Origin of the sequence: Paenibacillus macerans (genome assembly GCF_900454495.1) — a bacterium.
In the GTDB taxonomy this organism is placed as follows: domain Bacteria; phylum Bacillota; class Bacilli; order Paenibacillales; family Paenibacillaceae; genus Fontibacillus; species Fontibacillus macerans.
Genome location: NZ_UGSI01000001.1, coordinates 1,820,400 through 1,838,487, shown reverse-complemented (window position 1 = coordinate 1,838,487; position 18,088 = coordinate 1,820,400). Strand labels below are relative to the sequence as shown.

General features: G+C 52.8%; 16 protein-coding genes. 10 read left to right on the top strand and 6 right to left on the bottom strand.

Annotation, left to right across the window (positions count from 1 at the left end; translation table 11 throughout):
* The first annotated feature begins 49 nt into the window (after positions 1–49).
* The 3 genes from DYE26_RS08405 to DYE26_RS08400 all read left to right on the top strand — a co-directional run bounded on the left by DYE26_RS08405 (position 50) and on the right by DYE26_RS08400 (position 1,679).
* Positions 50–496 (top strand): hypothetical protein, encoded by a 447-nt coding sequence (locus DYE26_RS08405; protein ID WP_051985489.1) that lies wholly within the window; start codon positions 50–52, stop codon positions 494–496.
* Between the two features lie 57 nt (positions 497–553).
* Positions 554–649, top strand: a complete 96-nt coding sequence (locus tag DYE26_RS34825; protein WP_164815198.1) for a hypothetical protein — start codon at positions 554–556, stop codon at positions 647–649.
* A 163-nt stretch (positions 650–812) separates the two neighbouring features.
* Positions 813–1,679: a DegV family protein gene (locus tag DYE26_RS08400; RefSeq protein ID WP_036623578.1), complete on the top strand. Its 867-nt coding sequence runs from the start codon at positions 813–815 to the stop codon at positions 1,677–1,679.
* Between the two features lie 117 nt (positions 1,680–1,796).
* On the opposite strand, the gene DYE26_RS08395 is transcribed toward DYE26_RS08400, so the two are convergent.
* The 6 genes from DYE26_RS08395 to DYE26_RS08370 all read right to left on the bottom strand — a co-directional run bounded on the left by DYE26_RS08395 (position 1,797) and on the right by DYE26_RS08370 (position 8,813).
* Positions 1,797–2,795, bottom strand: a complete 999-nt coding sequence (locus DYE26_RS08395) for a LacI family DNA-binding transcriptional regulator (RefSeq protein ID WP_036623576.1) — start codon at positions 2,793–2,795, stop codon at positions 1,797–1,799.
* A gap of 45 nt (positions 2,796–2,840) precedes the next feature.
* Positions 2,841–3,929 (bottom strand): glycoside hydrolase family 172 protein, encoded by a 1,089-nt coding sequence (locus tag DYE26_RS08390; protein WP_082207809.1) that lies wholly within the window; start codon positions 3,927–3,929, stop codon positions 2,841–2,843.
* A gap of 29 nt (positions 3,930–3,958) precedes the next feature.
* Complete coding sequence (locus DYE26_RS08385) at positions 3,959–4,792, bottom strand: carbohydrate ABC transporter permease (protein WP_036623573.1); 834 nt, start codon at positions 4,790–4,792, stop codon at positions 3,959–3,961.
* Positions 4,793–4,795: 3 nt separating this feature from the next.
* Positions 4,796–5,671, bottom strand: coding sequence for a carbohydrate ABC transporter permease (locus DYE26_RS08380; RefSeq protein WP_036623571.1), 876 nt, complete (start codon positions 5,669–5,671; stop codon positions 4,796–4,798).
* A gap of 103 nt (positions 5,672–5,774) precedes the next feature.
* Positions 5,775–7,124, bottom strand: coding sequence for an ABC transporter substrate-binding protein (locus tag DYE26_RS08375; protein WP_051985488.1), 1,350 nt, complete (start codon positions 7,122–7,124; stop codon positions 5,775–5,777).
* 219 nt (positions 7,125–7,343) lie between these two features.
* The gene (locus DYE26_RS08370) at positions 7,344–8,813 is read right to left on the bottom strand and encodes a glycoside hydrolase family 32 protein (RefSeq protein WP_036623569.1); all 1,470 of its coding nucleotides are present in this window, start codon (positions 8,811–8,813) and stop codon (positions 7,344–7,346) included.
* Positions 8,814–9,011: 198 nt separating this feature from the next.
* Between DYE26_RS08370 and DYE26_RS08365 the strand changes: the two genes are divergently transcribed.
* From DYE26_RS08365 to DYE26_RS08335, 7 genes are all read left to right on the top strand, one after another.
* On the top strand, positions 9,012–9,893 hold the full coding sequence (locus tag DYE26_RS08365; RefSeq protein ID WP_036623568.1) for an ROK family protein: 882 nt from the start codon (positions 9,012–9,014) through the stop codon (positions 9,891–9,893).
* Between the two features lie 62 nt (positions 9,894–9,955).
* Entirely contained in the window at positions 9,956–11,563 is a 1,608-nt protein-coding gene (locus tag DYE26_RS08360) for a response regulator transcription factor (protein ID WP_036623565.1), read from the top strand.
* Positions 11,564–11,570: 7 nt separating this feature from the next.
* Positions 11,571–13,352 carry a cache domain-containing sensor histidine kinase gene (locus tag DYE26_RS08355; protein ID WP_036623562.1) on the top strand — a complete coding sequence of 594 codons (1,782 nt, stop codon included), beginning with the start codon at positions 11,571–11,573 and terminating at the stop codon, positions 13,350–13,352.
* Positions 13,353–13,540: 188 nt separating this feature from the next.
* Positions 13,541–14,956, top strand: coding sequence for an ABC transporter substrate-binding protein (locus tag DYE26_RS08350; RefSeq protein WP_036623559.1), 1,416 nt, complete (start codon positions 13,541–13,543; stop codon positions 14,954–14,956).
* Positions 14,957–15,047: 91 nt separating this feature from the next.
* Positions 15,048–15,983, top strand: a complete 936-nt coding sequence (locus tag DYE26_RS08345) for a carbohydrate ABC transporter permease (protein WP_082207808.1) — start codon at positions 15,048–15,050, stop codon at positions 15,981–15,983.
* Positions 15,980–16,813 carry a carbohydrate ABC transporter permease gene (locus DYE26_RS08340; protein WP_036623557.1) on the top strand — a complete coding sequence of 278 codons (834 nt, stop codon included), beginning with the start codon at positions 15,980–15,982 and terminating at the stop codon, positions 16,811–16,813. Before DYE26_RS08345 ends, DYE26_RS08340 begins: the two co-directional genes overlap by 4 nt.
* Before the next feature lie 30 nt (positions 16,814–16,843).
* Positions 16,844–18,001 carry a glycoside hydrolase family 172 protein gene (locus tag DYE26_RS08335; protein WP_036623555.1) on the top strand — a complete coding sequence of 386 codons (1,158 nt, stop codon included), beginning with the start codon at positions 16,844–16,846 and terminating at the stop codon, positions 17,999–18,001.
* Positions 18,002–18,088 lie beyond the last annotated feature (87 nt).

The following is an 18,088-nucleotide window of genomic DNA, read 5'->3' as shown; positions in this document are numbered from 1 at the left end:
CGGGGAGTAACGCTATCTATTCGGATGGAATCCCACGAAAGACGACGATTTGTTCGGGTGGAATCCTCCGAAATCCCGAGGCAAGGACTACCACACCTGGGATTGGGGCGGGAACCTGATCGTCCATGAAATCGTTCAGCGACCGGACGGTACCCTTGCCGTAAAAGTACCCGACACGGTCGATGCGGCATTCAAGAATCCGCTTCCGGCAAATTTCCAAGGCATTACGGGGGATTGGCTCGCTGCGGATCGCAATCTCTCCTGCGAGTCCCCGTACGGTTTTGCCGGCTGCACGGCTCGGGAGGAATTGCCGGATCAATGCAAGATTTCCGCCAGCGTCTCATTTTCCGGGCAAACGCAAGGTGTAGGGTTAATGCTGCGCACGGAAGATACGTTGGATGCGGCCTATTACGTTACCCTGGAACCGCAGCGGAATCGCCTAACCTTCCGGGGGGCGATTATGCAGTCGGAAGAAGGCGGAAAAACGTTCCCTTAAGAGGTTGAGCTGGAACGTCCGATTGAACTTATTCCCGATCGTCCTTACGAAATCAAAGTGTTCATAGACGGATCGATTTGCGAAATTTACGTAGATGATAACATAGCGTTGAGTGCCAGAATGTATGATATCCCCCGAGGCAAGCTTGGCTGAAGGGAGCATAACATGGATTTTCTGATGGTATATGAGGGACTATTGCCCGAAAGTACGGAATGAGCCTACCCTTTTGGACGATGTATCATTATCCGTCCGAGAGTACAATGAACATACAAGGGTCGAGGAGGGTATGGGCCGAGTATCGAAAGGGGATAACGTAATGAGCGTAAAGAATGTCATAAAATTAATAGCCGACAGCACATCGGATCTTCCAAATCATTGGATCAAACAATACGATATCGGGATCGTCCCGCTTTATGTGACCCTGGGGGGTCAAACCTATAAAGATACCCTGGAGATAACAACAGCCGAATTATACCGTCGCGTTGAGGAAGAAGGAACTATTCCCAAAACTGCTGCTCCGTCCCCTGCGGATTTTTACCGGATTTTCGAGCCAGAGATCAGTGCCGGAAAAAATATTTTATATATCAGCATGTCTTCCAAGGTATCTTCCACCAATCAAAACGCACATATAGCAGCCAGAGAATTCCCGGCCGGACGGGTACACATCGTGGATTCCATGCACCTATCAGCCAGCTATGCCTTGTTGGTTATTCGTGCCGCACGTGCGCTTGAAGCCGGGCAGCCCCTAAATGAAGTAATCGGGGATATAGAGAATGTGAGAGAGAAGGTCAAGATCGAAATCCTGGTGGATAGGTTGGATTATCTGCATAAGGGAGGCCGCGTTACCAGTTTACAACATCTCATCGGCAATGTGCTGAAAGTGCGTCCAGTCTTAAACATCGTTAAGGGCGAGGTTCGTTCCGTTCAAAAATACCGTGGTAAAATGGAAAAGGCGCTGGAGCCGATTTTGCAAAAAGTAGTCAGTCAAAAAAACCGGATTTGTCCGAACCTGGTGATCATCGGTCAAATGCTGGCGGAGAAAATGGCAGAAAGGGTTCGCTCTCATTTGCTCGACCATATTCATTTCAAGGAAGTGGCTGTAATTGAAGGGGGATGTGCGATAGGTTCGCATACCGGCCCGAATACGATCGCGGTCAGTTATTTGCTGAAAGGTTCCGTTTAGCGTTGATTTTGGCAATCGAATATTTGTCGAAATACAATTCTGGTAAAAACCGAGCAGGGGATAACGGTATCCCCTGCTCGGTTTTTTTGAATGATCTGGCCGAGATGTATTCAAATATCAACTGGTGCGCCGAACCATCAGTTCCGTCGGGAACACTTCTTCGACAGGATCGAGGCGCTGGCCGTCGGTTTCAATGGATTCGATCATCAGCTTGGAAGCGGCCTCGGCCAATTCGTTGATGGGGTGCCGGATCGTCGATAGGCTCAGCAGCTCGGAGACGGTCGGCATATCGTCGACGCCCAGCACGGCAAGCTGATCCGGGACGGCCAGGTTCAAATCCTTGCAGGCCTTTAACGCCCCGATGGCGGAGATGTCGTTTAAACAAAACAAAGCTTGCGGCAGCTGGTTGCTTTTGGCCAGGTTCATCACGGTATCGTATCCGAAAGTTTCCGTCATATCGCCGGTGATGACGGTTGGCAGCTTGCCGTTTTGCTGCAAGGTTTCGCTGGCTCCGTTCAGCCGGTCGTCGAAACCGGGAACATGGCCGTGCGGATAAGTCAAAATGACCAGCTTGTCATAGCCGCGGGATAACAAATGGTTTACCCCGGTTTGACCGCTCTGATAGTCGTTGACGCGCAGCACATGCGCTCCGTAGGATAAGTTGTGGCGTCCTACCGTAATGACCGGCACGTTGAGGTCCATTAATTTGGGCATGAATTTTTCCGTGTCCAAGGTCGCTTTGACGATGATTCCGTCGACCATCTGGATATTCATGAATATTTCTTCAAAGTCGAGCAGGATAATTTTATATCCCAAGGCCTTTAACTGCTGCTTGATGACTTTGGCAAAATGGAGGAAGTATAAGTCCTCAAAGTAACCGTCTCCGTCATAGGTGCTGTCGGACAAGACGAGCCCGATCGTGTGCATTCTGCCGGTGATAAGGCTTTTGGCCACCGGGTTCACTTGATAACCTAACTTATTGATCGAGAGACTGATTTTTTCCTTCGTCTCCGCGCCCATCTTCTGAAAGTTACCGTTCAGAAAATGGGAGACCGTCGCGGGCGATACGCCCGCGTCTTTTGCGACTTGAACTAAAGTAACCCTTTTTTTAGCCATTTTTAAACCCCTGCTTCTATATGAATTGCGAAAATTTCGCCCTGATTAGCGCGGACGTCTTTCCAATACGCCGGGCAGGGCGGGAAACGCTTGGTGCGGCTCGGTCTGGTACCAGTAACATACGGAGCTTATGTCATCGCTTCTTTCGAACAACGCTTTTCCGTCATGCCCGATCTGTTGAACGGTGACCCGCAAATCTTCTTCAAACAAAATGGGGTCAAGTATATGCCAACGATAGAAGCCGCGCATCGGACAAGCCGCTCCATCGTAAATATGCGCTCTTGTCGTATCTTTTACCGCAAAATACGGGAAACCCATGAATGGGGTGGAGTACGTCTGCTCTTCAACCGGGTTGCCGTTGTCGTATTTCACGAAACCCCAGGCGCCGCCGAAGTAATCCTCGGTCCCCGTGCCGCAGATCGTCGGCCAATCCCGGTCGCCATCAAGGTAAAATTTCACTTCCCCTTCGCCGTACCAATATCGGGACAGCGAGGTCCAGGCCATATAGGTGCCAATGTATTTCCCTCTTCCTTTAATTCCATCTACAATTGTATAATCCTGCTTGAGCTTGGTCGGATTTTCCCGGCGGAACTGGGCGTGAAAATATTCCGTATCCTCCGCAAGCTCATCGACCAGCATATAATCAAACTGGTAGAAAAACGCCTCGATCTCTTGAGGATGCTCATTCGTTACCGTTACTTTGGCGGATTTTTGGAAAGGCATCGCAAAGTAACTGTTCATGCCGCCGACCGGGTTGACCACAATCGGCATGGAGTTGACGACCGCTCTGGCCCCGAAGCCATTGCAGAAGAAATCGCCCAGCGGAACTTCCACGGACGGCGATTCTTCACCGTCCCAATACATCCGCAGCACCAGGTCGCGCAACACGAACCAGCCGGCTTCGGTCTGGTCGGTCACGGTCATCCAGATGTGCTGGATGATGCCGGGGCCTTCGATATCAACGAGCGTGGCGGTTTCGCCCTGAGCCAGCGGGATAAAGGCTTTGCCCTTCCGGGCGACGCCCAAGGGGCCGGCGGCTTTCCCGCCTTCGCCTTTCAGGCCGCGCGGATTTTCCGCCGTGATCGCTCTGCTTTTTCCGTTCATTCTGCCAAACAATTGGTTCATCGATTGCATGGTTGATCTCTCCTTATCCTACTATCCTCTTATCCTTTAACCGCTCCGTCGGACACGCCGGCCATCACGTATTTGTTCAGGAACAAGTATGTGATGATGATCGGGATGATGCTGATGCTGATGGCCGCAAACGTCTGGCCCCAATCCGTCGCGCCAAACGCCCCGATGAATTCCTGAAGCCCGACGGCGATCGTTTTGTATTGCTTGTCGTTCGTAAAGGTGTTGGAAAAAATAAAATCGTTCCAAATGAAAATGAAGTTGATCGAGGCGACCGTAACCGTCGTGTTGATGGTCAGCGGTGAAATGATTTTATAAAACACTTGATAAATGTTGCATCCGTCGATGACGGCGGCTTCGATCAATTCATTCGGCACATAGCTGTAAAAACTGGTGAAAATCAAAATCGACAACGGCAGGGCAAAGCCGACTTGCGGCAGGATCAGCGCCAGATACGAGTTCAGCAGCCCGAAATCTTTGTACATAATAAACAGCGGGATCAAAGTGACCTGAATCGGAATCATGATCCCGACCGTAAAGAACAACAGCAGCTTCGAATTCAGCTTGAAATTCATTTTGACGAGGGCAAAGCCCGCCGTTGCGCTGAGGAAGATGATCAGCACCAGACAGCTGAAGGTGACGATGGCGGTGTTTTTGATATACAGCAGCAGGTCACTTTCCCGAAATACGTCGGCATAGTTGGCAAACGACCATACCGTCGGCAGCGAAAACGGCTTTGTCGTCAATTCGATGCTCGATTTGAAGCTGGACAACATCAGCCACACCACCGGATAGATTTGCACGATCAGGATTGCGATCACAATAAAATACAGCAGGAAGGACAAAGCCGTTTTTTTGGATTTCATGGGTTACGCTTCTCCTTTCCTGGAATTAAATATGGCCCGGATGATCAGGACGGCAAGCAGGCTTTCGATGACGATAAATACGGCGATCGCGCTGCCGTAGCCGTATTGGATGGTGGAGAACGCTTTTTTGTACATATAAGTTGTGACCAACTCGGTTGTCGAACCCGGGACACCGATGATATACGGGATATCGAAACCCCGCAGCGCCCCGGTGGTGCACATAATGAGAGCCAGGCTCAGCACATGCTTGATGCTCGGCAATTTGATATAACGGATCAACTGCCAGCCGTTCACACCATCGATGGTGGCGGCTTCCTCGACTTCTTTCGGAATCGCGATCAGCGCCGCGTAAAAAATCACCATGTACATCCCCGTAAAGCGCCAGCCTTCGGGAATGGATACGGCGATCAGCGCGGTGTGCGGATCGGATAACCAGGCGTTTTGCAAGTGGCCGAGCCCGATCCATCCCAGGAACATGTTGAGCAGGCCCAGCGGCTGCAGGGAATAGAAGTTGCGGAACATCTGGGCGATGGCGACGGTGACCACAACGGCCGGCAAATAATACAACGTTCTGAAAATGCCGGCTCCTTTTTTGACGTAAGAGAGCAGCAGCGCGAAAAACAGCCCGATGAACACTTGCATCAGCACGACGATGACGACGTACACCAGGTTGTTTTGCACGGAATTCCAGAAATAAGGGTCATGGAACATCTTGATGTAATTGCCCAGCCCAATATACTTGGCGTCCTTGATTCCGTTCCAATCTTGAAACCCGTAGTTCAGCGACTGAATGATCGGGACAAAGACGGTTCCCAAATAAAACAGCAGGGCGGGCGTGATAAATATGAGCCATGCCTTTTTGTCCTTGAGTACATTCATATAGAATCTCCCCGTTAGTTTAGATTGACAAACTTAGGATGAAAGCTGCCCACCCGGACCTTGGGAGGACCGGGCGGGGAGCAGTTTGTCTGAACGCAGGCATCTAGTTGCCGGCGTTTTGAGCGATGGTATCGTCGACTTGTTTGGCGAACTCCTCCGGCGTCATGGCTCCCATGGCCAGTTTCATGATCAAATCGCTCATGACGGAGTTCGTGTTGGCGTCGAGCAGCGTATCCCAAGGCTTGGCAAACTCCGAACCGTAATTGTCCATATCCTTTTTGATCCGCAGGAACAGTTCGGAGAACTTGGACTCGTCTTCAATCGTAAATTTGAGCGGAGACATTTGCTGTTTAGCCACGTAGACGTCGCTGTAGTTTTTCAGGACATAGCTTAAGAAGTCCTTGGCGGTTCCGTCGAACTTGCTGGCCGTGGCGGCCAGGCCGATGCCGCTGTTTCCGAAAAACTCGTTATCCGGCGTTTTGGCGCCCGCCATGGTTGGCAGATAGAAATAGTCGACATTTCCCTTCAGGTTATCCGGCAGATTTTCTTCCACGAAAGACGGAATTTCCCAGGTGCCCATCCGGTACATGGCCGCTTCGCCGCTCAGGAACATGTTTTTGGCGGTCGTGTAATCCGTGGTGGCGAAGCCTTGCTGGAAGTATTGGCCGATATTGGCGACGAAATTCGCCGCTTGCATGCCGGTTTCGTCGCTCATTTTGGCCTTGCCCTGGCTCAGATTCCGGGCAAATTCGTTCCCGGAGGCGCGGAATGGAATCATCGCCGCATAACGCAGTACAGGCCAGACATCGACCCCGTCCACGGCGATCGGGGTAATGCCTTTGTCTTTAAGCGCCTTGCTGACCGCAAGCATATCGTCGATCGTTTTGGGTACGGCCAGGTTATTTTCGGCGAAAATTTTCTTGTTGTACCAAGTCATCTCCAGATGGTATTCCAAGGGGAGAAGGTACAGACGTCCGTCGGGCAGCTCCTGGTATTTCAGCGCCGGTTCGTAGAACTGATCGTACAAGCCTTGCTCCTCCAGAAACTGCTTCATATCGACCAGCATGCCGGCATCCGCCAGTTCCTGGGCGTACGGATCGGCGTCCGTATCGATAAATTCCGGTACTTCACCGGACGCGATGAGCGTTCTCAGCTTGGTCAAGTAGGATGGTCTGTCCGCCGTCACTTGAATGTCCAGTTTGAAGCCGGGATGGTCTTCCGCATAGCGGTCCGCCAGCTCCCGAACGGTTTGAATGATCGCCCCGTTCTCCGGCCGGGCCGTCAGCCAGGTAATCGTTTTGCCTGAACCCGCCTCGGATGAATTTCCCTGATCCTGCGCGCCGCTCCCGGCGTTTTTGCCCGCCGAGCCGCCGCAGCCGGCGAGAGCGGTTGCAAGCAATGCGGAGATGACGATAAGAGAGAAGACCTTTAACCTATTTCTGTTACTTGCCATTTCAATACCCCTCCATTTTTAATTTGGTTCAAAAGTTAATCATCAGTGCTTGACAGTCAAGCTGGCAACAGACCGTGGCCTGGAGCGAGACTCGCCGTTCGGAGGCTTTGCACGATTATCCCGTTTGATCGGGTGACTTGGCTTCCTGAACCAGAGGGATAATCGTGCAAAGTGGTTTGGAAAGACAACACCCCCTTATCTCCGTCATCATTTATTTTGTCAAGCATTGATTTTGGTCTTGAGCCTAACGTTTTGAACTTTAACCGCACCTTCGTTCGCAAAAAAACCGAGATGCCCGGTTTTGAAGTTGTAGATCCGTGTGGTCATTGCGACCATGTCGTTGACGTAAAGGCACAAAATATCGTCCTCCAAAATCAGCTTGATGCTGATCCGGTTGTGCTCCGCGAAGCGGAAAGGACGCTCCAGCTCGATCATTTGCGGTTTGTCGCCGGCAATTTGCCATTGAAAGAAACCGGGCTTGGTTCGCGGCCACATATCGAAGGCGATCCGGTTATGGAACGGATCGAATTTAATGAAGTAACCTTTGTCAAGCAACTTGTCGGTGCGCAGCGCGATGCCGAAATCTTTCGTCTCTTCCCAGCCCGCAAACTCGGCTTCGATCAGGACTTGGGAGGACAGTTCATTGAAAACGCGGTAAGCCAGCCCGTCGGGAGATTCCAGTTCGAAGCCGCTTTGGTTTTCGGCGTGGCGGCAGTTTTTCTCCGCTTCAGGGATGAGATTCGTCTCACTATTAAAATGCTCATAGACCGCTTGCGGCATCCTCACCAGCAAATCGCCGTTATCGCTTTGATACACCTCGTGCACAACCAGGGTACCGGCCCATTCCCAATCGCCGTAATCGCTTGCCCCCCGCTTGGAAGGCACCCAGCCGAAAGCATATCTTTGCCGGCCGTCCGAGGCCGTTTTCGCTGCGTAAAATCCTCTGCCGTCAAAGGTGTCCGGGATCGGAGAAGTATATACGCCTTCGGTAGTTTTGCTTTTTTTGTAATGCGTTACGAACTTTTCGCTGAACGTCGAGTAGACCAAGTAATGCCAGTCTCCCATTTGAAAATAATCGGGACATTCCATGGTAATGTACTTGTCCGGGCTGTAAAACGGCTCCCGATAACACCAATGCACGAGATCATCGGAAGTGAGCAGGGCAATGCACCCTCCTTTCTTTTCCGAGGAATTCACCAGCCTTGAGGTAACCAGCATCCAGTACTCTCGCCGTTTTTCGTTGAAAAATACGAACGGATCGCGCCAATCGAACTTCTCGTAAATCACGCCGTCTCCATAAAGCTTGAAATTCGTGTCCTTGGTCCAGTTGATTCCGTCGGTTCCGGTGGCCTTTAATACAACTTGCAAGGGCTTGCCGTCCACGCAAAACTCAGGGTTGGGATTATGCCCGGTGTAGAAAAGGTGGTACATGCCGTTTTGATCCTTGATTACGGAACCGGTATAGGCGTTACGGTCCGGCTCGGTTTCGCCGCCGTTTGGCAAAGCCACGCCGTGATCCTCAAAATCCAGGCCGTTTTTGGTGGTGATCAGGTTCCACGTTGTATGGTTCCCATAATCGCCGCCGGCTCTTTGGTCATGGAGATAGTAGAGTTTGTACTCTCCATTGTCATAGAACGGGATCACATCGCCGACCCATCCGTCTTGCGGTTTGTAAAATACTTTTTTCATCGTGTCATCTCCATTTAGTAAAACGTTTTACAAAATCATAATAACATAAGTTTTTAAGTTGTCAACGTTTACATTTACTAAATAAATAGTATTTATGTAAATTGATATCACGGTATTAAAATCAGTATGGTAAAACGTTTGTCAAAATAGTAAAATAATTGTGAAAGCACTTGCAGTTTTAAGAGGAGGAGTTTAAGTATGCGAATTGGCGCTATTGAAGCGGGAGGCACGAAATTCATATGCGGGGTCGGGAATGAAAAGGGGGAAATTCTGGACCGGATCAGTTTTCCGACGGAGGCGCCGGAAAAAACGCTGGAGCAAGCGGTTTTATTTTTTCACGGCAAAGGTGTTGAGGCGATCGGAATCGGGTCTTTCGGGCCGATTGATCTGGATCGTACCAGTCCCACTTTCGGACGGGTGACTACGACGCCGAAACCGGGATGGTCAGGCTTTGACATCGTCGGGTACATGAAAGACAATTACCCGGTACCGATCGGTTTCGATACCGACGTGAACGCCGCGGTTTTCGGCGAGGTGAAGTGGGGAGCGGCTAAGGGATTGGATAGCTGCGTTTACTATACGGTAGGGACCGGCGTCGGCGTCGGAGTGTACACGGAAGGCAAGCTGGTCCACGGACTGGTCCATCCGGAAGGGGGACATGTTTTGATCCGGCGGCACCCGGAGGATAGCTTCGGTGGTTTGTGTCCTTATCATGGCGATTGCCTGGAGGGCATGGCCAGCGGACCCGCGCTGGAGAAACGCTGGGGAGTGAAAGGAAGCGAACTGCCGGGCGGTCATCAGGCTTGGGAGATGGAAGCTTATTATCTGGCGCAGGCTCTTTCGGGGGTTATTTTGCTGCTATCACCGAAAAAGGTGATTCTTGGCGGCGGGGTCATGCATCAGAAGCAGTTGTTCTCGCTCATCCGCAAGGAGGTTACTCAAATCTTAAACGGATATGTCGCATCACCGGCGATCCGTGACGGTTTGGACAACTATATCGTACCGCCGGGCCTTAGCGACAATGCCGGATTGTGCGGGGCGCTGGCGCTTGGCATCGAGGCTGCCGGTTTGTCGGCATGAGTTCACGATATTTTCGCCGTAATCAGTTGGTTCTATCTTGACCACGGAAGGGGAGGAATACGATGTTCCATGTGCTGGTAGCGGATGACGAGCCGCGGCATCGCCGCGGGATTGCCGACATGATCAAGACGCTGCGGCCGGACTACCGAATCTTTATGGCCAAGGATGGGGAGGAGGCCTTGCGCGTCGCTCTGGACAACCGGATTGATATGATATTTACGGATATCCGCATGCCCAATATGGATGGTCTGACGATGATCGAGCATTTACAAGCGCGGAGCGAGCCGATGAAAATCGTCATCCTGAGCGTGTACGGACACTTCGATTATGCCAGACAGGCCCTGAAGCTCGGCGCGTTCGATTACCTGCTTAAACCTCTGGAACTGAGTGATATGGCAGAGATGCTGGACAAGCTGGACGCCGCCATCGAGCAAGAGCGGATGCGCCTTCAAGATGGTGCGAGCCTGAAGGAGCAGCTGAGTTCGGCCATTCCAGTGTACGAACAGCATCTGCTTAGCCGCTGGGTGCGGTCGGCGGCGAATGAAGACGAGCTGCGGGAAATTGAACGTTTGGTCCCGCAGGGACAGGTCGGATTTGTATGGATCTCCAAGTTTTCCAAATCCGAGGTCGAACAGATGTATCAAGGCGAGGAATTCGCCGAAGTCAAAACCAGCTTCAAGAGCTGGATGCGCCAGGTCACCGAACCGATCGGCCCGGCCATTTCCTTTTACCTGGAGGGAGACGAGCCTATGCTTGTCTCCGTCATTGCGCCTTCGCATTCCCTGGAATGGCTGATGAAAAAGGAAGTTGAGCGGTTAACTCAATTTATCGAACAGGTTCGTATGGAGTTCGAGCTTACCGTATCCATCGGCGTAGGCGACGGGGTTAATGATCTGCGCCGCGAAGCGCCCCGTTCCTTCGCACAAGCGTTGAATGCGCTGGACTTTACGTTTTATAGCGGGAACGGGAAACTTGTCATCCATAGTGAAATTGCTTACAACCCGCAAAAGCCGTCTTTGCCTTGGGTTCCCGACGATTTCGGCATCGCGGACGCGGTGGCGGGCGGGAATCGGGACAAGGCGCGGGAGGCGTTGGACTTGCTGGTACGGCGGCTTCTGGAAGGCGGCTATCCTGCTCCCGCCCAGTTCAAGCGCAGCATTTTGTATGTGCTGGTCAACCTGGTTAAGGCCAATGGAACGTCATTGCGGAGGGAGGAAGCGGGCAATATCGTGTCCGAGATGGAATTTCGGTTTCCCTCCTGTTCTACGCTGGATGAACTCCAGGTGAAAGCGGCTGATTATGTGAACCGGATTATCGAGGGGATCGCGGACCGGAAAAACCATAAAAACGAGCGGATTATCGAGCTGTGCCGGGCTTATCTGGCGGAGCATTACATGGAGGATCTCGCGCTCGAAACGGTGGCCAGGCGGTTCTTTTTCAGCCCCGCTTATTTCAGCAGCTTCTTTAAAGCGCATACGTCGATGACGTTTACCGAATATTTGCTGCGGCTGAGAATGGAGAAAGCCAAGGAAATGCTCAAGGACGGGAGCCGGAAAATTTCCGAGATCGCCCAAAGCGTGGGCTTCAGGGACGCAGGTTATTTTACCCGGATCTTCAAGCGGGAAACCGGCTTTTCACCGGAGGAATTCCGCAAGAAAGACCTGCTGTAGGTGCGCCATGAGACTGAAAAACAAGCTGATTTTATCCTACATCGTTTTGATTACGCTGCCTCTGGCCACCTTGGGGACGGGCTCCTATTACGCAAGCAAAAATATCATGCTTAAGCTGGCCCGGGATAACGTGACGGAAATCGTGCAAAAAAACAATCAACTCATCGACGAACGGCTGAAAATCATCGAGGACGACAGCCTCTCCCTGATGGTGGAATGCGACTTGTTTCAAATTTTTGACGGCCCCGCCCCGGCCGAAAGCGAACTACTGCAGACGAATAAACGGGTCACGCAAATTTTGAACCGTTATTTTTCGCCATCCCGGGATTTGTATTCGGTGGAGCTTGTGACCCGGGCTTTTGTTTATGGAAGCAAAGCGCGCAATACGTATCCGCCGGATCATTTTTACGAATCCGAGCTGTATAGACGGGCGGCCGAGCAAAAGGGGCGTCTGGCTTGGGTGCCAACCTATGACTATAGCCGGATGCACCAATTGCCGGATTTGGCCGGCGCCGACATCGATTACCGCTATTTATTTTCCGCCGTCCGGCAGATGAATCCTTCCTGCGTTCGTAATGATGCGATCGTGCGGGCTGGGGAAGGAACGGAGAAGCCGATTCTCGTGATGAATTTCCGGGACGGCGTCTATGCCGATATTTTCCGGGATAGCGTTCCGATCGATGGCGCGGTATTTGTGGTGGCCAGCGCAGACGGCACGATCATTTCCCATGCGCAAACGGAGCTCGTCGGACACAAGCTGTCCATTCCCTGGCTAGCCGAGGTGCGGAGCCGCGGCAGCGGAGCTTCCTACGTTACGGTGGACGGGAAACGGATGATCGCCTGTTACGCGGTGTCCGGGATCACGGGCTGGACCTCGGTCGTACTGATTCCCCCCGGCGCGCTGACTAAGGATATCGGACAAACGATCACCTTTTTTATCATCACGTTGGGTGCTTCGCTGCTGCTGCTTTCGCTGTTGTTCGCCTATTTGATATCCATGCGGATTTCTTCGCCGGTCAGCAAGCTGCTGCTTGCGATCAAGCGGGTCGGGGGCGGCGATTTCAACGCCAAAATCAAGGTGGAAGGGAAAGACGAGCTGGGGCATGTGCTGATGAAATTCAACAGCATGAACGAGAAAGTGAAGCAGCTGATCGAAGAAAATTATGTCGTCAAACTGAGGGAGCGCGAAACGGAAATCATGGCGCTGAATGTCCAGCTTAACCCCCACTTTTTGTACAATACGCTGAATATCATCAACTGGATGGCCGTTTACGGGGAGAAAGAGCAGGTCAGCAAAATGCTGGTCAGCTTGTCGCGGATGCTGCATTATACGACGGACAACCGCAAGGATTCGATGCCGCTTTCCGCGGATATCGGCTGGCTGAAGGATTATATCGTCATCATGTCCAACCGTTATGAACACCGTTTCCGGGTCGACTTCGACATCGCGCCGGAGCTGCAGGAAGCCAGCGTGCCGAAACTGTTCCTGCAACCGCTGGTGGAAAATGCGATCATCCACGGGTTCGGGGATATGGAGAGCGGCGGACTGATTACGATCTACGGGCGCCGGCAGGGGGACGATATCGAGTTCTGCGTGGAGGACAACGGCTGCGGGATTATGCCGGAACGCCTCAAGGAGGTGCTGGCCGAAGACTCCGCCAACATTGGGATCAAAAACGTCGATAAGCGGGTCAAGCTGCTCTACGGCAGCCGTTACGGCATCGGCATCGAATCCGTTCCCGAGCTGGGGACGCGGGTAAAGCTGGTTATCCCGTATCGAAAGCCTTAAAGAGGATGTTCAAAAAGCGTCTTCCCATGACGAAGTAGTTTCAGGGAGCGGAATCGACGTCGAATCTTGAATTGATCGAAAAATCGTCCAGGAAACGAAAAAACGTCCCATAGGTTTTCGGGAGCGGCGATTCTACAATAAAAACAAGCGACTGCAGCGCTTACATTTTTAAGCGGGGGGATCAGCACATGCAAGCAAAATCCGGCAAATTAAAAACGCTGTTTGTTTTCCTAACCATTCTGGCGCTTTTTGTAACCGCTTGCGGAACGGGGGGAAGCGGTTCGCCAGCGAACCAGGGACAACAAGGCGGCGAGAACACCAAGGCGGACGGCGGGAAAAACGGAGAAAAAGTAACGCTGAAGTTCACGTTCTGGGGCAGCCCGGAGGAAAAGAAAGCGGTGGAATCGGCGATCAAAGCCTTCGAGCAGAAACATCCGAACATCACCATCAACCCGATCCATATTCCGGGCACGGATTTTCTGCAGAAGCTCAACGCCATGGTCGCCGGCAACGAGGCGCCGGATATCAGCTATTCGGCCGCCTGGAAGCTGAAAATGGGCGAGGAGGGTCTGATTTACAACTTCTTTGATTTAATGAAAGATGATCCGAGCATCAAGAAAGAGGATTACCTGGAGTATGCCTGGTGGAACTGGGACAAGGATAAAAGCGCCGGACCGTATCAGGCGTCCGTCGTCCCTTCCTTGATGTACAACGCGGATATGTTCAAGGAAGCGGGAGTGGAACTGCCGCCTACCAAGGCGGAGGAAGCGTGGACCTGGGACGAGTTCGTGGACGCGGCCAAAAAGCTGACGCTCGACCGGAACGGCAAGCATCCGGACGATCCGGGCTTCGATCCGAAGAACATCAAGCAATACGGCGTTAAACTCAGCCTCGGCTGGTCGTCTTATATGCCGATGGTTCTCTCCAACGGCGGGGATTATCTGACGGCGGACGGCAAGGAATTCGGGTTGTCCAAACCGGAGGCGACCGAAGCGCTGCAGAGAATAGCCGATTTAATTAACGTGCACCACGTCTCGCCATCGCCGGTGCAGGCCAGCAGCATTCCCGCTCCGGCGACCGCGCTGCAGTCCAAAAAAGTGGCGATGGTCATCGACGGCAGCTGGAACCACCTCGATTTGAGCAAAACCAACATTAACTGGGGCGTCGGCGTGCTGCCGGTCATCAAGGACTACAAAACGTTTTTCCTTGGCGGCTCGCTGATCATCTTCAAAAGTTCGCAGCACCCTAAGGAGGCGTGGGAGTTCTCCAAATTCCTCACCGATCCGCAAAACGTACTCGACTTGCACCAAGGTTTGTGGATGCCGCAGCTCAATAAATGGTACGAGGATCCGCAGCTGATCGACGAGTGGGCGAACGAAGAGCTGCCCGGAAGACCGGCTGGTTTCCAGGATGCCGTGATGCGCTCCACCTATGAGCATGCCGAGCCGTCGCCGGAAAACAACGTCAAAAACTTCGTGGAAATCGACGCCGCGGTATCGGCCGCGCTCGATCAAGTGTGGCTTGGCGAGAAAATGGCCGAAGCGGCGATGAAAGAAGTGGAGACGAAAGTGAAGCCGCTGGTACAGGGCACCTACTTGAAATAACGAAGCGCTGTGCGAAAGCGCCGTCGCCGTAAAGCTCGTTGCCAGCGGCGGCGGCCTTCGCCAGGGCGTTTCGACGGAGGGGGACTTGCTTGTGGAAACCATCTCTTCCCGGAGCGGGAATCGGTTGCGGAACAAGCGCTATACAAAGCGAAGAGACCTTTACGGCTGGCTGTTTGCCATGCCGGCGATTCTGGGCCTGCTCATCTTCACGCTGGGCCCGATGATTTACAGCCTGTACATGAGTTTTACCGACTACACCGGATCGAATTCACCGACCTTTACTGGTCTCGATAATTATAGACGAATGTTCAGCGGGGAGGACCAATATTTTTACAAGTCGCTGGCCGTTACTTTTTATTTCGTGATCCTTAGCGTACCGACCGGCATCATCTACTCCTTTTTGCTGGCGATACTGCTGAATCAGAACGTGAAAGGCAAAGCGGTCTTCCGCACGATCTTTTATTTGCCGTCGATCGTGCCGATCATCGCGATCTCGTTTATTTGGCTGTGGCTGCTTAATCCCGATCTCGGCCTCGCCAACGAACTGCTGCGCTCGCTGGGCCTGCCGGGAAGCCAATGGATTTTCGGCGAGAAAACGGTCGTGCCTTCTCTGGCTTTAATGAACCTGTGGACGACGGGCGGGACGATGATTATTTTTCTCGCGGGCCTGCAGGATATTCCCAGATCGCTGTACGAAGCGATCGAGATGGACGGCGGAACGCGGCTCGATAAGCTGCGCCATATTACGATTCCGCTGATGACGCCGACGATTTTTTTCAACCTGATCATGGGCATCATCAACGGCTTTCAAGTGTTCTCGCAGGCTTATGTCATGACCAACGGCGGGCCCAATAACGCCAGCTTGTTCTATGTGTTTTATTTGTACCGGGAAGCGTTTCAGTTCTCGCGGATGGGGAGCGCCAGCGCAATCGCCTGGGTGCTGTTCGCCATCATTATGATTTTGACCTACGTCGTGTTCAGGACATCGAACAAATGGGTTTATTACGAGGGGGATGGCGCGCGATGAGAGCCAAGGCTTGGTTTGAAAAAGGACTGATCTACCTGGTGCTGGCGGCCGGGGGAATCTTTAGCCTGCTGCCGCTGGTATGGCTCGTCCGCAGTTCGCTGATGAATATGGGGCAAATTTTCGAGCTGCCGCCGGTGTGGATTCCCAATCCCGTGCAATTTTCTAATTACAGCGAGGCGCTGACGATCCTGCCTTTTGGCCGGTATTTCGTGAACACCGCGATCATCGTCGTCTTTTCGGTGCTGGGCGTCATCGTAACCAGCTCGATCAGCGCCTACAGCTTCGCGCGGATGGCCTGGAAAGGCAGGAACCTGGTGTTCAGCCTGCTGCTGTCCAGCATGATGCTGCCGTACGCGGTCACCTTGATCCCAACGTTTATCGGCTGGAGCAAAGTGGGTTTAACCAATTCCTTTATCCCGCTGATCGCTCCGGCTTGGTTTGGCGGCGGCGCGTTCAACATTTTTCTGCTGCGCCAGTTCTACCTCAGCATCCCCCGGGATCTGGATGAAGCGGCTTACGTGGACGGTGCCGGCCATTTACGGATATTCTGGTCGATCATCCTGCCGCTCACCAAACCCGCGCTGATTGTCGTCGGTTTGTTTTCGTTTTTGGCGGCGTGGAACGATTTTCTCGGTCCGCTTGTTTATTTGAACGACGAAACCAAATATACGCTGGCTCTCGGTCTGCAGCAGTTTAAAGGCATGTATTCGGCGGAGTGGCATCTGATGATGGCGGCGGCCACCGTGGTGCTGCTGCCGGCGATAATCGTATTTTTCATCGGGCAGCGATATTTCATCGAAGGGATTACGTTAACGGGGATTAAGGCTTGAATTGACTTTAAATGAGTGGGAGGAAGCGGTATGAACCAGTTATACTTGCGCAAGGAAGGGACATCCCGGCGGCTGTCGAGCTGGGATCAAACGGGCGGCAACAGGGACTTCATTGTGATTGGGGCCGGGCAAACGGCGGCGATTGCGGAAATCGCCGGTTCGGGCGTGATTCAGCATATTTGGATGACCATCGCGGCGAAAAACAAATACGCGTTCCGCAAAGTATTGATCCGCATGTTTTGGGATGACGAACAGGAACCAAGCGTGGACTCGCCGGTCGGCGACTTCTTCGGCGTCGGGCACGGCGTGGCCAGCCACTATGTGTCCGCGCCACTCAATATGATTACGACTCAAGGCGTGATTGAAGACAAAGCGGCGATGAACTGCTTTTTTGAAATGCCGTTCCGCAAAGGGGCGCGGATCGAAATCGTCAATGAGTGCGAGGACGAGATGATCTTGTACTTTTACGTGGACTATGTGGAAAAAGAGGTGCCGGACGACAGCTTCTATTTCCACGCCTCGTGGCGCAGGGAGAATCCGACGCAGGGCTTGGTGGACTTGGCCGCGCTGAAAGCGGAACACGATCAGCAGGACAAGGCCAATTATGCCGACCAAAAAGTATATGAGCTGAAAAATCTGACCGGAGACGACAATTACGTGCTGCTGGATGCGGTGGGCGAAGGCCACTATGTGGGCTGCAACTTAAGCATCGACCACCTCAATCCGATGCCGGGCTTTAGTTGGCCGGGGGAGGGAGACGATATGTTCTTTATCGACGGCGAACCGTGGCCGCCCCGCCTGCACGGGACGGGAACGGAGGATTATTTCTGCGCCGCCTGGGGCTATCCCGCCGGAAAGTATTATGCTCCGTACCACGGCTTGTCGCTGTACGCGCCGATCCGGGAAAACGGCGATGCTTGGAAAGAGAGCAACACGATTTCGTTTAACGATTATTCCGGCAAAATGACGCAATACCGCTTTCATATCGTTGATCCGATCATCTTCCGCAAGTCGCTCCGCTTCAGCATCGAGCACGGGCACGGAAACGCTCAATCGAACGACTATGCGTCGGTCGCTTACTGGTATCAGCGCGAGCCGCACAAGGCGTTTCCGCAGATGCTGCCAGTAGCGCAGCGCCTGCCGATTCCGGAGAAGGAAAGCGCCAGGTTGTTTTACCGCACGTTCTAAGTTAAAAGTTAAAAGCAGCGGCAAGCCGGGAAATGCCCGGACTTGCCGCTGTTTTTTTCGCCGGGGTCAAAGCGCTTTACCGAGTCT

Excerpts from the sequence above, each read along its gene's own strand:
- DYE26_RS08385 (WP_036623573.1), bottom strand. The coding sequence starts at position 4,792 with ATGAAATCCAAAAAAACGGCTTTGTCCTTCCTGCTGTATTTTATTGTG.
- DYE26_RS08350 (WP_036623559.1), top strand. The coding sequence starts at position 13,541 with ATGCAAGCAAAATCCGGCAAATTAAAAACGCTGTTTGTTTTCCTAACC.
- DYE26_RS08370 (WP_036623569.1), bottom strand. The coding sequence starts at position 8,813 with ATGAAAAAAGTATTTTACAAACCGCAAGACGGATGGGTCGGCGATGTG.
- DYE26_RS08360 (WP_036623565.1), top strand. The coding sequence starts at position 9,956 with ATGTTCCATGTGCTGGTAGCGGATGACGAGCCGCGGCATCGCCGCGGG.
- DYE26_RS08365 (WP_036623568.1), top strand. The coding sequence starts at position 9,012 with ATGCGAATTGGCGCTATTGAAGCGGGAGGCACGAAATTCATATGCGGG.
- DYE26_RS08380 (WP_036623571.1), bottom strand. The coding sequence starts at position 5,671 with ATGAATGTACTCAAGGACAAAAAGGCATGGCTCATATTTATCACGCCC.
- DYE26_RS08340 (WP_036623557.1), top strand. The coding sequence starts at position 15,980 with ATGAGAGCCAAGGCTTGGTTTGAAAAAGGACTGATCTACCTGGTGCTG.
- DYE26_RS08335 (WP_036623555.1), top strand. The coding sequence starts at position 16,844 with ATGAACCAGTTATACTTGCGCAAGGAAGGGACATCCCGGCGGCTGTCG.
- DYE26_RS08375 (WP_051985488.1), bottom strand. The coding sequence starts at position 7,124 with ATGGCAAGTAACAGAAATAGGTTAAAGGTCTTCTCTCTTATCGTCATC.
- DYE26_RS08395 (WP_036623576.1), bottom strand. The coding sequence starts at position 2,795 with ATGGCTAAAAAAAGGGTTACTTTAGTTCAAGTCGCAAAAGACGCGGGC.
- DYE26_RS08355 (WP_036623562.1), top strand. The coding sequence starts at position 11,571 with ATGAGACTGAAAAACAAGCTGATTTTATCCTACATCGTTTTGATTACG.
- DYE26_RS08390 (WP_082207809.1), bottom strand. The coding sequence starts at position 3,929 with ATGCAATCGATGAACCAATTGTTTGGCAGAATGAACGGAAAAAGCAGA.
- DYE26_RS08400 (WP_036623578.1), top strand. The coding sequence starts at position 813 with ATGAGCGTAAAGAATGTCATAAAATTAATAGCCGACAGCACATCGGAT.